The sequence below is a fragment of the Actinoallomurus iriomotensis genome, assembly GCF_030269445.1.
Taxonomy (GTDB): domain Bacteria; phylum Actinomycetota; class Actinomycetes; order Streptosporangiales; family Streptosporangiaceae; genus Actinoallomurus; species Actinoallomurus iriomotensis.
Genome location: NZ_BSTJ01000003.1, coordinates 492,599 through 507,022, shown reverse-complemented (window position 1 = coordinate 507,022; position 14,424 = coordinate 492,599). Strand labels below are relative to the sequence as shown.

Here is a 14,424-nt window from a genome sequence, read left to right as displayed (position 1 = left end):
GAGGTCGCGTGCCGCCGCGGCTCAGAGCTGCGGGGCGTTCGTGTCGTCGCTGGAGACGGTCAGGACGCCGTCGAGCTCCGCCAGCCTCGCGGTCAGCTCGCTGGTCGAGCCGCCGCCCTGGACGGCCAGCGTCACCGAGACCGTGCCGGATTCCGGGTCGCTCCGATCGACGGACAGCCGTCCGATGACGAAGCCGTGTTCCGTGCAGTACTCGATCACCCGGCGCAGGATGCCCTGCCGGTCGAGGTAGGTCAGATGCAGCAGCGACGGCGTGTACTTGGACCGGGGCAGGCGCGCCGCCAGCGGCGTCAGCGCGACCATTACCAGGAAGTATCCGGCCGTGACGAGCAGCGCGAGCAGCCAGAGCCCGGCCCCGGCGGCCATGCCCACGGCGGCGGTCAGCCACACGGCCGCGGCGGTCGTCAGGCCGCGCACCACGTCGCGGCGGACGAAGATGAGCCCGCCGCCGATGAAGCCGATGCCGGACACGATCTGCGCCGCGACCCGGGACGGATCCAGGACGATGTGGCCGTCCAGCACGTCGGTGAACCCGTATTTGGACACCACCATGATCAACGCGGAGGCGAAGCCGACGAGCGTGTGCGTGCGCAGCCCGGCGCTCTTCTGCCGGATCTCGCGTTCGACCCCGATGGCGGCGGACAGAGCCAGGGCGATCAGGAGCTCACCGATCTGCGTCAGCCCCTGGCCGGTGGGTTCGCCGAATGCCGCAATCACCTGATCAAGGCTACGACGCGTTCACGGAACCTCATGGATGCCGGGTACGGGCGATCGACGCGAGGGAGTCCGCGGCCCGGGCGTCCAGCGGCAGCTCGGCCTGGACGGTGAATCCGCCGTCGTGGCGGGGGCCGGCGTGCAGGCGGCCGCCGAGGGCGGCGACCCGTTCGCGCATGCCGGTCAGGCCGATGCCCGGCTCGGGCGGCGCGTCAAGGGTCGCCCGGCCGTCGTCGTCCACCTGTACGGTCACCCGGTCCGGGCGGTAGGCGACCCGCACCAGCACGGACGCGCCGCCGGCGTGCCGGGAGACGTTGGTCAGGGCCTCCTGGACGACGCGGTACGCCGTGCGGTCGACCTCGCCGGGCAGCGTACGGCGCTCACCGCTGACGGTCATCGCAGTGGGCACACCGGCCGAGCGGGCCCGGTCGAGCAGGCCGGACAGCCGGTCGAGGCCGCCGCCGACGGGCTCGCCGTCGGGGTCGCGGAGCAGGTGCAGGGCCGCCCGGAGCTCGCGCATCGCCTCCGTGCTGGCCTCCTCGATGGCCAGGAGACTCGCCGGCACGGGTTCGCCGCGTTGGCGGGCCAGGTGCAGCGCGATGCCGGCCTGGACCTTGATGAGCGTGATGTTGTGCGTCAGCGAGTCGTGGAGCTCACGCGCGATGCGGCGGCGCTCCTCACTGGCGCGGCGCAGCCCGGTCACCGTGTTGGCGAACATCGCGCCCAGCCCGTACGCGAAGAGGACGACCACGGCGGCGGCGTCGGGAAGACCGATCGTGTTCAGCTCCGGGACGCCGTAGGCGTAGGCGCCGAAGGCGACGAGGACGCCGAGCACGGTGATCGGCACCACGGCGGGCAGGACGGCCAGGCGCGGCAGCCGCGGGCGGGACCGGGCGGGCAGCGACGGCAGCGTGAGCGCCACGCCGGCCCCGGCGAGCAGGCAGACCAGGGACACCGCGCCGAGCGCGGCACGCCAGCCGAGCCAGCCGCCGGCGACCTCGCCGAACGCCAGTCCCAGCGTGACGGCGACCGCCATCCCGCCGATGATCAAGGTCAGTGCGGTCATGCGAGCACGGGGCCGTACGAGCGCGGTGCACACCCGGGCGGCGATCGGGGTGTACGCGGCGGCGCCGGCGGCGGCGAGCATCCGGCCGCCGATGAGGACCGGCAGGCTCGGCGCCAGCGCCGAGACGAGGTTGGCCAGGCCGATGACGGTCAGCGCGCCGGCCAGGAGCACCCGGCGCGGGACCCGCGCGGTCGCGGCGGCCAGCACCGGCGCGAGAACCGCGTAGGTGAGCACGAAGGCGGTGATCGCCCGGCCGCCGTCGGCGGTGGACACGTCCAGCGCGCCCGCGATCGACGGCAGGAACCCGGCGATCACGAAGGCGTCGGCGCCGACGGCGTACGTGCCGAGGACCAGGACCAGCGTCGGGCTCAGCTCGCCCGGCACGGCCAGAACGCGGCCGCCCGACCGGCTCCGCGATGACGAGATACAGGACATCCGGATTCTCCTCGCACCCGTGCCACCTCCCCGTGTGGCGCGGTCAGCCGATGTCGGCGAACCAGTCGCGGGTCCGCTCGGCCGCCGCGTCCGGTGCCGCCGCCAGCAGGTCGGCGAGCGTCTGGGAGGCGAGTTCGCGCCGCCACGCGAGCTCCGCCTTCCGCATCGCGGTGGTGATCACACACTGTCGTTGGAAGTCTTGCGGCCGGTTCTTCCCCGCACCCCGCTGCCGGATCTCGGTACAGCGGAAGGCGTACTCCGGGCCCTCGATCGCCGCCACCACTTCCATGACGGTGATCTTCTCGGGGGACCGGGCGAGCCGGAACCCGCCACGGGCTCCGGGGGTCGAGCTGAGCACACCCGCGCGGACCAGCGTTTGAAGACGCTTGTTCAAATAGGCCGGCGGAAGCTCGAAGATCCCCGCGAGCTTCGCCGTGGACACCGGCTCGTCACTGCCGAGCCAGCCGAGCGTGAGGAGGCAGTGCAGTGACCACTCCACCCCTTCACCCAGGCGCATAATCCTGGATATTACCTGTCCAGATTGCGTCCCGCCACCCCCGCATGCCCTCTGACCTGCGACGATCGTGTGGAGGGTCGCGTTCTCCGGTCGGCCGGCTCGGGTATCTCCGCTGGGGGAGGGGTGTCCTATGGCGTCGTGGGGCAAGCGCGACGACATGATCACGCACACCACTGAGCCGTACAACGCGGAGCCGCCGCCCGAGGCTCTCGCCGGGCGGACGCTGACCCCCGTCGACACCTTCTTCGTGCGCGGCCACGGCCCGATCCCGCGCCTGGACCCGGACGCGTGGCGGCTGTCGGTCGGAGGACTCGTCGAGCACCCGATGACGCTGTCGCTGGACGATCTGCGCGCCGGGTTCCCCCGCCGGGACGTGGTCGCGACCATCCAGTGCGCGGGCAACCGGCGCGCCGGCCTCCTGGCGGTGCGCCCCATCCCCGGCAAGACGCCCTGGCGGTCCGGGGCGATCTCGACCGCGCGCTGGACCGGCGTCAGCCTGGCGGACGTGCTGGCCCGCGCGGTGGCCCGGCCGGGCGCCGCCCACGTGGAGTTCACCGCGCCGGACGTCTCCCCGGAGGCACGGCCGCCGCAGCCGTACGGCGGGTCGATCCCGCTGGCCAAGGCCACGGCGGGTGAGGTGCTGCTGGCGTGGACCATGAACGGCCGTCCGCTGCCGGCCGTGCACGGAGGCCCGGTCCGCGTGGTCGTGCCCGGATACATCGGGGCCCGCAGCGTGAAGTGGGTGACCGGGGTGACCGTACGCGACCGGCCCTCGGACAACTACTTCCAGGCCGTCGCGTACCGGCTGCTGCCCCAGGACGCACCGCTCGGCCCGGTCGCACCGGGCTGCGACATCCTGGCGCCCGGCGAGCGAGCGGTGCTGCCGGCCGGGCCGGTCATGGTGCACGGGTACGCGTTCGGCGACGACGACCGCGGCGTCGACCGGGTCGAGGTGTCCGCGGACGGCGGCCTGTCCTGGCGGCCGGCCGACCTCGATCCGGCGTACGGGTGCTGGGCGTGGCGGCTGTGGCGCGCGGTCGTCGACCTGCCGGCGGGCGAGATCACCATCGTCGCGAGGGCCTGGGACATCGAGGGCGGCTGCCAGCCGGAGTCCGCCGCCTCGGTGTGGAACCCGGGGGGCTACGTCAACAACGCCTGGCCCCGCGTACGCGTCGTGGTCGCCTGACCCGCCGTGCCGGGACCGGCCCGTGACCGGTACTTGGCAACTCTCAGTGATTGCGCGATGCTGATGAGTCACCGATGAGGATGCCGGGAGGATCTCCCGGCCGACCCGTGAGGTCACGCTGTGGACTTCGTCGCCGGCAGTGGCGCGATCCGGCCGGTGCCGCGCGTGACCACCTCCGCGGCCACCGGCGTCCAACAGATGACACCCCTACGCGATGAGGTCCGATGAGCGACGATCTCGCCACACTCGAGTTCTGGGCCCGGCCCCCGGAGGAGCGGCTACGGGTGTTCGCCCGGCTGCGCGCGCGGGGCCGGCCCGCCTTCTTCGCCGAACAGCGGATCCCCTTCGTGCGGGCGGGCCGTGGCTTCCACGCCCTCGTACGGCATGAGGACGTCGTGTACGCGAGCCGCAACGCCAAGGTGTTCAGCAGCGAGCCCGCCGCGACCTCGCCCGAGCCGCCGCCGTGGATCACCGCGCTGTTCGGCCGCCCGATGGTGAACATGGACGACCCGCGGCACGCGCGGCTGCGGCGCATCGTGTCCCGCGCCTTCACCCCGCGCCGGCTCGAGCAGATCGACGAGCACATCGCCAAGACCGCCGCCGTGATCGTCGACGACGTCGTACGCGGCGGGTCCGGCGACTTCGTCGCCGACGTGGCCGCCCGCCTGCCCATCAAGGTCATCTGCGCCATGATGGGCATCCCCGAGCACTCCCACGCGAAGGTCGCCGCCTGCGTCGACGCCATGACCGAGTACTCCGGCGTCCGCGGCGACGTGGCCCGGCTCCGTACGCTCCGGCTCTTCGGCGCCAATGTCAGGGCGATCGTCGAGCTGCACCGGCTGGTCGCCCGCCTGGGCCGCGAACGCCGCCAGGCGCCGGGCGACGACCTCATCTCGGCGCTGGTCACCGCCGACGTCGACGGCGAGCGCCTGTCCGTACGGGAGCTGGGGGCCTTCTTCGACCTGCTGCTGGTGGCGGGCAACGAGACGACCCGCAACGCTCTCGCGCACGGATTGAAGCTGTTCACCGACCACCCTGACCAGCGGGCGATCCTGCTGGCCGACTTCGACCGCCGCATCGGCGGCGCGATCGAGGAGATCGTGCGGTACGCCTCGCCGATCATGCAGTTCCAGCGGACGCTGACCTGTGACCACGAGATGAACGGCCACACGTATCGCAAGGGCGAGAAGGTGGTGCTGTTCTACCTGTCCGCCAATCGGGACGAGGACGTCTTCGACGAGCCCGACCGGTTCGACATCACCCGTAGCCCGAACCCGCATGTCGGGTTCGGCGGGCCGGGCCCGCACCTGTGCCTCGGCGCGCACCTGGCACGGCGGGAGCTCACCGCGATGTTCCGCGAGCTGTTCACCCGGGTCCCCGGCATCCGCGCGGCGGGGGAGCCGGAGCTGCTGCTGTCCAACTTCGACAACGGCATCAAGCGCCTCCTTTACCGCACGTAGCGGGCCGGCGTCGTTCCGGAAGAGGGAGACCGGGTGAGGGAGTGATCCCCGCACCCGGTCTGCTCTGGGCGGCTCGGTGACCCGGCGGCCTTTGCGGCCGTTCCTGGCCAGAGTCACCACGCGATCGTTGCCCGCGCCCGCCGCCCTGGTTCCGCGCGGCCCCGCCGTCCTACGGCTCGGCGTTCAGGCGACGCCCCGCCGCGTTCGTCGCAGGTCGCCGGCCCGGGCCGGGCCGGCTCCCTCCTTCGTCGCGACGCGCCGCCCTAGCCGCGTCTCCCACCGAAGTCGTTGCCGACGATGATGTTGTCGCCGCGGTCATCGTCGTCGCGGTCACGGTCGCGGCCGAAGTCGTCGTCGAACCCGAACCGGCCGCAGCTGAAGCGGCAGCGGTTCCGGAACAGGCCGAAGTCGTCGTCGCGGTCGAAATCGCGGAAGCCGCGGTTGAACCCGCCGCCGGCCCAGGCCGTGTTGACGTTGCGGTTCCGGACGTTCACCCGGACGACGACCCGGTTGTGATTGCGATTGAAGTTGAGGTTCCGGTTGGAATTGCGGTGGCTCGAATAGTGGTGGTGCCGATGTCCTTGGACGAGCGCCCCGGCGTACGCGGGCGAGCCGGTGATCAACACGCCGCTCGCTGCCGCAACGGCCAGACCGGCAAGGGCGTATGTCCTCTTCTGCACGTCGTCTCCTTCTTGCGAGAAATGGCGCGAAGGCCAGTGATGCCCGATTTGGGCGCCATGGCGTACATTCCCGCCCAGTTTCGAGCCGGGGGTATGACGGGGTAAGCCGCCGACAAAGAGTGCTGAAGTAGGTGGATTCAGGCATATGGGATGGGGCTGCCATGCCCTGCGCAGGGGGCCGGCGAGGCGGTGGAGGGGGCGCCCGGCGGGCCAGCGGCTGCCGTGGCCGGCTCACCGCCCGAGTGGCGAACCGGAGCCGAGCGGAGGGCCGGCCGGGTGTCGGCGCTCCGCTCCGCCCGGGACCTGCCAGGGACGGCGATCTTCCCTCCCGCGTCCGATCGGCGCCCCGTTCCATCCGGGCCCGCCGGCGCGGTTTCTCCCAGTAAGGGACCCGCAACCTGCTCCGCCCGACGCTCGCCAGGCATGGTCCGGACGCTTGGAGAAGGAGGCCGTTACCCGGCGGGCGTCAGGCCGGAGCGAAGCGCTGGTCGGGCGAGGGGAGGTGACGATGCCGGCGCGTTCGAAGGTCTGCAGGTGCTTGGTCGTCTGCGGCCGGCGTGCCTGAGCGAGCTGGGCCAGGACGCCGGCCGGACGAGGCCGCTCGGCCAGGTCCGGTGGAGCGGAGTGGAGGTCGGAAGGAAGCGCTGGTCCAGCGAGGGCGAGGGCGATGATCTGGCGGGCGTCGGGCGGAGGGGGCCACGGTGGGCGGGTCCTGGCGGAGCGGGGTGCCGGTCGGGCGAGGGGTGGGAGGCCGGCGTGTGGAGCGCTACCCTGCCGTTCTCTCAGGTGGTCGTGGTGCGGGTCGCAGGTGAAGAAGGTGTGGCAGGGCAAGGCTCTGCCACACCTTCTGTCAGGCGGCTCGAGCGCTCAGGGAGACGTTCCCCGAAGTGGGTTTCGAGGCGCTGAGCCGGGGCGGCCTTTTCGGCCGTTCTCGGAGTCGGTTCGATCAGAGGCCGCCGGCGGTCGTGCCGAGGCCTTCGTCACCGCCGCGGCCGCCCGGACGGGCGACGGCGATGTTGTTGTTCCGGTTGCGCAGCCGCAGCCGGATGTGGTTGAGATTCTCGTTCTCGTTACCACTCCAGTTCCTGGTGCGGTGCACTTCGCCGAAAGCGCGGTGGGAGCTGGCGCAACAGCCGCCCCACGCCGGGGTCTGGGCGGACGCGGTTCCGCCGGCCAGGGCGGCTCCGGCGGCTGCTGAAACCAGTACACCGGCGGCCGCGATGATTTGCTTGAGCACGGTAAGTCTCCTTCGCTGTTCGGAAATGGAGCGATGGCTCTCACGAACAGGCGCTCTCTTATGTATCTCACAGAGCGCCCGCTAGGAAATGTTCCCCGGCCTCATCGCGGCAACATACGGAACGGGTAAGGCGGCCACAAAGAAGGTATGAGCGATAATTAATGCGGTTTATAGGCGCGCCGCGCTTTCTAGCATTCCCGTGCGCTCACCGATGAAGACAATCGCCAAGTAAGATGAGCGCAAAGGGCGTATGTGTCAGCAGATATCGGGTCGCATCGGCGGGTGGTGGCGAGCGGCTCCAGGCAGTCGAATGTGTGACTTCGGCGTTATGTCGCGGTACGTCTCACGATAAAAGTCATCTCCCGCAGAGCCGACCGATGTCACGTTTGTCCAGATGAGTTTCCGCTGAGCAGGGCACGGGAATAGCGGAAGCTGCAGCGCCTACTGTGCGGGCATCGAATTCTTCGGAAACCGCGTGTCAAGTGTCGCGGCCCGGCGCATCGATTTCTTCAGGTCGCCTTGGGAGAACAGCTATGAGCGTAGCCGAGATCAAGCCACACCTCGATGCCGCGAAGGGGGCGCCGGCCACGCGGGGGCCTGTCGGCGTCGCGGTCGTGGTCTTCACCTTAACGACCTTGATGGCCGCGAGCCTGCTGTTCACGGTGGAGCCGATGGTGGCGAAAATGCTGCTACCGATTTACGGCGGATCGCCGATGGTGTGGAACACCTCCATGCTGTTCTTCCAGGTCGCGCTCCTCCTCGGTTATACCTACGCACATCTCTCGCAGCGACTGCTCGGTGCCCGCTGGCAGCCCCTGGTGCACATCCCGCTCGTGGTGGTGCCTCTGCTGGTGCTGCCGATGTCACTGCCCGGCTGGGCGGTGTCGGGCGGATCGGCGCCGGTCGCCCTGTGGCTGCTGCTCGTACTGACGGCGGTCGTCGGCGCACCGTTCGCGGTGCTGTCCACGATCGGGCCGCTGATCCAGCGTTGGTATTCCTGGGCGGGCCTGCCGCGGTCCAAGGACCCTTACTTCCTGTACGCGGCCAGCAATGTCGGCAGCATGCTCGCGCTGCTCGCCTATCCATTCCTCATCGAACCCGCCGCCGACCTGGAGGCTCAGGCACGTTGGTGGGCATTGGGCTACCGCGTGTTCGTCGTGCTGGTGGTCGCGTGCGTGCTCATCATCCGATTCCGTTCGTCCCGGACTCCCGCGGAGGCGTCGGCCGAGGAGGAAACGGCGACGGAAGAGGCGGCCGAGAGGATCACCTGGCGCCGTCGTCTGCGCTGGCTGGGCCTGGCCTTCATTCCGTCGTCCCTCATGCTCGGTGCCACCACGCACATCTCGACCGACATCGCTCCGGTCCCGTTGATGTGGGTGGTGCCGCTGGCCCTTTACCTGGCGACGTTCATCATCGCCTTCGGGTCGAAGAAGCACCGCTGGCTGGGTCACACGGTCACCATCGCGGCGCTCTCCGCGGCGGTGATTCCGTGGACCCTTTTCATCATCGGCCCCGACTTCATCGGGATTCTGCTCGCCCTGACCCTCGTACTCGTCGCCGGACTGGCCTGTCACGGTCTCCTCGCGAAGGACCGGCCGGACCCGCGCCGGCTGACCGAGTTCTTCCTGATCATCTCGCTCGGCGGCGCGTTCGGTGGTGCGTTCAACACTCTCGTCGCCCCGGTGGTGTTCAACTGGACGGCGGAGTTCCCGCTCGTGGTGACCAGCCTCGCCGTACTGCCCATCCTGCTGAGGCGGATGGACGCGACCACCCGGTGGAATCTTCCCGGAGCGGCCGTCTCGGTCAAGGCGTTCGTGGTCGCCGCGCCTCTCGTACTGCTGGCCGGCACGATCGTCCTCCGGCTGGGCGCGTCGTCGTTCCTGCCCGCGGTCCTGGTGATCGGTGTTCCGTGGTGCGTTCTCGCGATACGGCGACCTCGCATGATGGCGATCGGCGTCGCGCTGTCGACCGCCCTGCTCCTGTGGTACCGGATGCCGACGGACTCGATCCGGATGCGGACCTTCTTCGGCAACTACCACGTCTACATGGACGGCAGTGGCCGGCGGATGTTCGGCCACGGGTCGACGGTGCACGGCTTCCAGTTCACCGGCGGCCCCCTCCGGACCACTCCGGTCGCCTATTTCGGGCGTTCCGGACCGTTCGGTGACCTCTTCACCGCCTACGGCGAACGCAGCAGCCGCGTGGCCATCGTCGGCCTGGGCACCGGCGTCATGGCGGCGTACGGGCATCAGGGCCAGACGATGGACTTCTACGAGATCGACCCGGTGGTCCTGCGGATCGCGTCCAACTGGTTCAGCTACCTGACCGACAGCAAGGCCGACGTGAACGCGATCGTCGGCGACGGTCGGCTGGAACTCGAGAAGGTTCCCGACGGGTCCTACGGCATGATCGTGTTGGACGCGTTCACGTCCGACTCGGTGCCGCCGCACCTGCTGACGTACGAGGCGCTTCAGCTGTACACCCGTAAGCTCGCGCCGGGCGGCGTGCTCGCGTTCAACGTCACCAACCGGAGCCTCGACCTCGCGCCCATGCTGGCGGCCACCGCCCGGGCGGCCGGCCTCGCCTCGATGACCGGGAACGGCGCCGAGGATCCACAGAAGATCTACTACCACTCGCGATGGGTCGCCATCGCCCGTAAGGACGCCGACCTGCGGCCGCTGCGTGCCAAGTCCTGGCGGTGGCACACGCCGCCGGCGGGTGGCCCGGTCTGGACCGACGCCCACTCCTCACTCTTCGGTGTCCTGAACGTCGGCCGGTGATCCCGTGACGACGCGGGCTCCCGTCCGGCAGCCCGCGTCGTCGGTCGGGCCGGCGACCGATCAGATCCGGCCGAGGTAGCCGTGCCACTTCCTGGACGCCGGCAGGTTCCGGATCTGGAGCATGTGGCGCAGGCACGTGAGGGCGGCGTCGACCGCCGCGTCGGTCATCCGGTGCTGGAAGAGCTCGAAGTCGTTGTCGCTGAAGACCCGGGCGTCCGGGATGTCGACGATCATGCCGCGCTGGGCCGGTAGTTCCTCGCAGGCGCTCTCCAGCTTCTTCGCGGTCAGCAGGCACTTGTCGGGGTCGTAGCCGGACACCTCGGCCGAGCGCTGGATGAGCTGTGGTCCGACGCGGACGTAGATGACGAACGTCTCCTGGTCGGCGCGCGGAAGGAGCTGCGGCACGTCGGTGAGCGCGTCCGGGAAGGCGCACGACCAGACCATCCGGTCCAGCAGCCGGCTGCGAGGGTGCAGCAGGGAGGCCGTGAAGATCTGTGCGGCGGCGCGGCCGACCGTCTCCTGGTCGGCCCCCATCAGCAGGCCCGCCTCGGCGCACGCGTCGGTCTTCATGTTGCGGTAGCCGTAGTCGATGGCGTCCGCGATGAGGGAGCCGACGAGCTCCGCGTGGGTCCAGGGGATGCCGAGAGTGACGACGGTGGTCGGGAAGTCGGTCATCGGGGCGAGCCCCCGCCCGCGCGTCTGCTCGTCCTCGGGCACCTCCAGCAGCAGCGCCGGGCGTTCCCGCCATCCGGGTACGTCGTGATGGCGCCAGATGACCCCCAGGGCGGCCAAGGCCGCGCCGAGATCGTTCTCGATCTTCTGCCGGAGCGCGAGCAGGGACTCGCCGCTCGGCCGTGAGCGTTCGAGGCCGATCACCGTGTGCGGCGCCAGAGCGTGCTCGATGCCGCGGAGCTCCGGGCGGATGATCACCTGCCAGCCCGGGTCCCGCTGCAGGATCAGGCCGGCCGCGCGGGCGGCCGCGCCGAGACCGGAGGCGGTGAGCGCCTGCTCGGACCACCGTCGTACGTCCGCGTACAGGCGCTGCTGCGACTCGATCGCCTGTGTGGCCATGACGGCGGGAGAGTAGTTCTCCGGGAGGTACCCGGCGAGTTCGTGCAGGCGCCACAGCGCAAGGCCCGAGACCTTGGCGATCGCTGGCAGGGCCTCGACGTTCGGTCGTGTGGCGCCGCTCATCCACGCGGCGAACGTCGCCGGGCTGACGCCCACCATCTGAGCCGCCGCGTTGTTGCTCACCCGCCGCTCCCGCAACGCGGCCCCGACGACAGTGACCCATTCGGACATCTCGGACTTCATTTCTTCACCCCCATGTTTTCTCAACACTAACCCGCTTCTGACCGAGTGCAACATGGCAAGAGAAGAGATTGCCAATCTACTAATGGACGTCGTCGGTGGTTTGGCAGGTGGATCGAGCGGCCATACCTTCAGTGACACCGGCAACCTGAAGGGATCGGCAATCTGAGGAGTGATGATGTCTCGTCCGTTGCAGCGATGGTTCGGCTTTACTCCGCCTCATACTCGTCCGCGTCACGTCCACCCGCCGCAGCACGATCCTCATCCTCATTCGCACCCCGGCACGGCGACGCCGTGGGGATATCCGGGGCTGTCCCACGAAGCGCTGGTCACCGTGCTCGGTGACGAGAACGCCGCCCACACGGCCCGGCTCGTGCTGGACCGGGCGCCGGATGAGATGCGCGTGATCGTGGACCTGCTCGTACGGCTCCAGCTCGACCAGCGAGCAGCCGCCGACCAGGGATGACACCGACGTCCTGACGCCCCACGGCCAACGCCCGGGACGGCCATTTCGCCGCTAGGTAATCCCCAACGGAACATCACCGTAAGTTGGGAAAATCGTGGCGAACAAAAGCCCTGTCAATCACTTGACAAAAGTCTGCATTAGGTTGACAGCTGCCTTGACGCGCTAATAACATCCAGTGATATCAGCGAACCGGTATGTGAAATCCGCCATGTGAGGAGAAATGATGCCCCGTCCGTCGCAGCAAGGGCCCGGCTACTCGGCGCCTCACGAGTTTCCGCGTCACGTACACCCGCCGCAGTACGATCCGCACCCTCACCCTCATCTCCGTCCGGGCATGGCCGCGCCATGGGGATATCCGGGGCCGTCATTTGATTCGCTGGTCACCGTTCTCGGCGATGAGGACATGGCGCACACGGCGCGTCTCGTGCTCGATCGGGCGCCCGACGAGATGCGCGTGATCGTGGATCTGCTCGTCCGGCTTCAGCTCGAGCGCTGGCAGGCCGGCGGCCACGAGGCCCCCGAGCAGGAGCGCCCACCTGACGACGCGGCGACCTTCTGATGTTCCCGGCCACGTCTGTTCCCCAGAGCCTGGTCGACCACGTTCAACACCTGGGACCGTTCACCGTGGCCTACGAGTTGCAGGGAAGGCCCCAGACCGGCCTTCCCTCGCATCCCGCCGCCGGCCGCGACTTCCGCTTCCGGATCACGAGCGTGCTCGCCGAGCTCATGGCGGACTGCCGGATCGGCCACCTTCTCGTGGCCGGTCCCGAACAGGTCCTGCTCGAGGCCCTCGCCGACACGGCGTCACCGCCACCCGTGACGATCTGGCTCGACGCCGGGTGCACCCATGAGGTCGCGTCCGGTGTCCGCGGCAACATTCCCCGCGGGCTCGACGCCAATGTGGTGATGGCGCCCGAGCTGCCGACACCTCGCGGGTCCTGCCCCGCTCTCCTCACGCTCGGACTTCACGTGTCCGGCCTCAGCTACGTGGCGCCCGCCGTGCGCCCGCTCCTCAGTTACTTCGACGGTCGGGTCCGCGGCGAAGTGGTGCTCATCGATCCCACCGACGGCGATCCGGTCGCCGTTCCCGCCGGCTGGCCGGCCATCTGGACGCACAAGCACTTCACCCACGTCTACTCCGCCGCGCCGGCGGACCCGAAGAGCGGAAGGCGAGCGTCATGACGGTGACCCTTCTGCCATCGGAACGGCGACCGCGCGCACAGGACGCCTCACCGCGGAGCGGACGGCTCTCGGCTCTCCTGGAGAACCCCTTCCTGCCACTTGCCGTGGTCACGGTGCTCATCGCCGGACTCTCGGCGGCGCACATCGGCCACGTCGCCGACGCGGCACGACGGTTCCCGTTCGAGATCCTGGCGATCTTCATCGCGCTCGAGTTCTACACGGCGATGGTGATCGGCACCGGCGTCGCCAGCGCGCTCGCCGTCCGCCTCGCCCGATGGGGGCGGGCGAGCCGTGGCATGACGCTCGTCACGAGCGTGATCGTGCTGATCGCGACGTGCGCGATGGGCAACAACCTCACGCACGTCGGGTTGGTTCTGCCCATCCTCCTGGTGCTGCTGCGCACTCTGAGCGCGGACCGCCGGTATCTCGTGGGTTATTTCGCCTGCGTGATGACGGTCGTGAACCTCGCGGGAGCGAGTACGCCGGTCGGCGACTTCCCGGCGCTGACGATCCTGGCGTCCGGCATCACCAGCTTCAACTCCTATCTGGTGCTGGCGTTCCCGCTGTTCGCCATCTTGACGGCCGGCACGCTTCTGGCCTTCTACCTGGTGCTGCTCCGGCCGAGGGCGGGAGCGGCCGGCGCGGACACCGACCTGCGGGACGCGGGGGTCATCCTCCTGCAGGCGCGGTACCGGCACGCGCGGGTCGACCGTCGTTCCCTGCTGGCGCTGCTCGCCGTGCTCGGCGGGATGTTCGGCGGCTGGGTCTTCCTGCACTCCGTACCGCCGTGGGTGGTCGCGTGGGCCGGCGCCGCCGTCGGCTCGGTCGTCGCCCCCCGGGTACGGTCGGCCGCGCGGGTGGACGCCGCGGATCTGTATCCGGCGCTGAAGATCGGTGCGTTCCTGGCCGGCGCGACCTATCTGTCGACGACGGGGCTCCTCCAGTTCCTGGCGCGCCTACTACAAGATCATCTGCACACGCCGACGATGATGATCGTGGCGCTCATGGCGGTCGTGGCGGTGATGACCGCGCTCCTGTCCGCCGGACCGACGGCGGCCACGCTGTTGCCGCTCTGCCAGGCCCTGGTCGCGCCCGGCGCGGTGCTCGCGGGCCGGGGCGACCTGTTGGCGGTGGCCTTCGCCGGGGCGATCTGCGCCGGCTCCAGTGCCCTGCTGTGGTCCGCGACCGCCGGACCACTGATCGCACGCAAGGTGCAGGGCGCCGGGCTGCGGGACGACAGTGGACGGCCGGTCGCGTTCACGGCGCGGGCGTACCTGCCATGGGGCCTGCTCAACGCATCGATTCAATTCGTAGTCGCCGTCATATATGTGCTCATTATGTATCGCATTTGAGGGGAGCATTTATATGCGCA

General features: G+C 69.8%; 13 protein-coding genes. 7 read left to right on the top strand and 6 right to left on the bottom strand.

The genetic code is table 11. The features are described from left to right. Nucleotides 1-21: 21 nt before the first annotated feature. From QSK37_RS15430 to QSK37_RS15420, 3 genes are read right to left on the bottom strand one after another with little or no spacing between them, the layout of a single operon-like run. On the bottom strand, nucleotides 22-735 hold the full coding sequence (locus QSK37_RS15430) for an MgtC/SapB family protein (RefSeq protein ID WP_285620996.1): 714 nt from the start codon (nucleotides 733-735) through the stop codon (nucleotides 22-24). A 31-nt stretch (nucleotides 736-766) separates the two neighbouring features. Next, on the bottom strand, nucleotides 767-2,233 hold the full coding sequence (locus QSK37_RS15425) for a sensor histidine kinase (RefSeq protein ID WP_285620993.1): 1,467 nt from the start codon (nucleotides 2,231-2,233) through the stop codon (nucleotides 767-769). A 43-nt stretch (nucleotides 2,234-2,276) separates the two neighbouring features. Continuing rightward, nucleotides 2,277-2,750, bottom strand: a complete 474-nt coding sequence (locus QSK37_RS15420; protein WP_285620991.1) for an RrF2 family transcriptional regulator — start codon at nucleotides 2,748-2,750, stop codon at nucleotides 2,277-2,279. A 130-nt stretch (nucleotides 2,751-2,880) separates the two neighbouring features. Here QSK37_RS15420 and QSK37_RS15415 point away from each other — a divergent pair, with 130 nt between their 5' ends. Next, on the top strand, nucleotides 2,881-3,936 hold the full coding sequence (locus QSK37_RS15415) for a sulfite oxidase (RefSeq protein WP_285620989.1): 1,056 nt from the start codon (nucleotides 2,881-2,883) through the stop codon (nucleotides 3,934-3,936). A 224-nt stretch (nucleotides 3,937-4,160) separates the two neighbouring features. Next, the gene (locus QSK37_RS15410; protein ID WP_285620986.1) at nucleotides 4,161-5,396 is read left to right on the top strand and encodes a cytochrome P450; all 1,236 of its coding nucleotides are present in this window, start codon (nucleotides 4,161-4,163) and stop codon (nucleotides 5,394-5,396) included. A gap of 263 nt (nucleotides 5,397-5,659) precedes the next feature. Here the strand turns inward: QSK37_RS15410 and QSK37_RS15405 are convergent, their stop codons facing one another. Further along, the gene (locus tag QSK37_RS15405) at nucleotides 5,660-6,076 is read right to left on the bottom strand and encodes a hypothetical protein (protein WP_285620984.1); all 417 of its coding nucleotides are present in this window, start codon (nucleotides 6,074-6,076) and stop codon (nucleotides 5,660-5,662) included. A gap of 946 nt (nucleotides 6,077-7,022) precedes the next feature. Continuing rightward, on the bottom strand, nucleotides 7,023-7,313 hold the full coding sequence (locus tag QSK37_RS15400) for a hypothetical protein (RefSeq protein WP_285620981.1): 291 nt from the start codon (nucleotides 7,311-7,313) through the stop codon (nucleotides 7,023-7,025). Between the two features lie 533 nt (nucleotides 7,314-7,846). Here QSK37_RS15400 and QSK37_RS15395 point away from each other — a divergent pair. Further along, nucleotides 7,847-10,093, top strand: coding sequence for a fused MFS/spermidine synthase (locus QSK37_RS15395; RefSeq protein ID WP_285620980.1), 2,247 nt, complete (start codon nucleotides 7,847-7,849; stop codon nucleotides 10,091-10,093). Between the two features lie 60 nt (nucleotides 10,094-10,153). Here the strand turns inward: QSK37_RS15395 and QSK37_RS15390 are convergent, their stop codons facing one another. Then, nucleotides 10,154-11,407 carry a helix-turn-helix domain-containing protein gene (locus QSK37_RS15390; protein ID WP_285620979.1) on the bottom strand — a complete coding sequence of 418 codons (1,254 nt, stop codon included), beginning with the start codon at nucleotides 11,405-11,407 and terminating at the stop codon, nucleotides 10,154-10,156. A gap of 175 nt (nucleotides 11,408-11,582) precedes the next feature. Here QSK37_RS15390 and QSK37_RS15385 point away from each other — a divergent pair, with 175 nt between their 5' ends. The 4 genes from QSK37_RS15385 (at nucleotide 11,583) to QSK37_RS15370 (ending at nucleotide 14,404) form a co-directional block, all read left to right on the top strand. Next, nucleotides 11,583-11,870 carry a hypothetical protein gene (locus QSK37_RS15385; RefSeq protein ID WP_285620977.1) on the top strand — a complete coding sequence of 96 codons (288 nt, stop codon included), beginning with the start codon at nucleotides 11,583-11,585 and terminating at the stop codon, nucleotides 11,868-11,870. Between the two features lie 334 nt (nucleotides 11,871-12,204). Continuing rightward, a complete protein-coding gene (locus QSK37_RS15380) occupies nucleotides 12,205-12,429 on the top strand; it encodes a hypothetical protein (protein WP_285620975.1) in 225 nt (74 codons plus the stop codon). Beyond that, entirely contained in the window at nucleotides 12,429-13,052 is a 624-nt protein-coding gene (locus QSK37_RS15375) for a hypothetical protein (protein WP_285620973.1), read from the top strand. The genes QSK37_RS15380 and QSK37_RS15375 overlap by 1 nt, the downstream gene beginning before the upstream one ends. Continuing rightward, nucleotides 13,049-14,404 (top strand): SLC13 family permease, encoded by a 1,356-nt coding sequence (locus QSK37_RS15370; protein WP_285620971.1) that lies wholly within the window; start codon nucleotides 13,049-13,051, stop codon nucleotides 14,402-14,404. Before QSK37_RS15375 ends, QSK37_RS15370 begins: the two co-directional genes overlap by 4 nt. The last annotated feature ends 20 nt before the right edge of the window (nucleotides 14,405-14,424 follow it).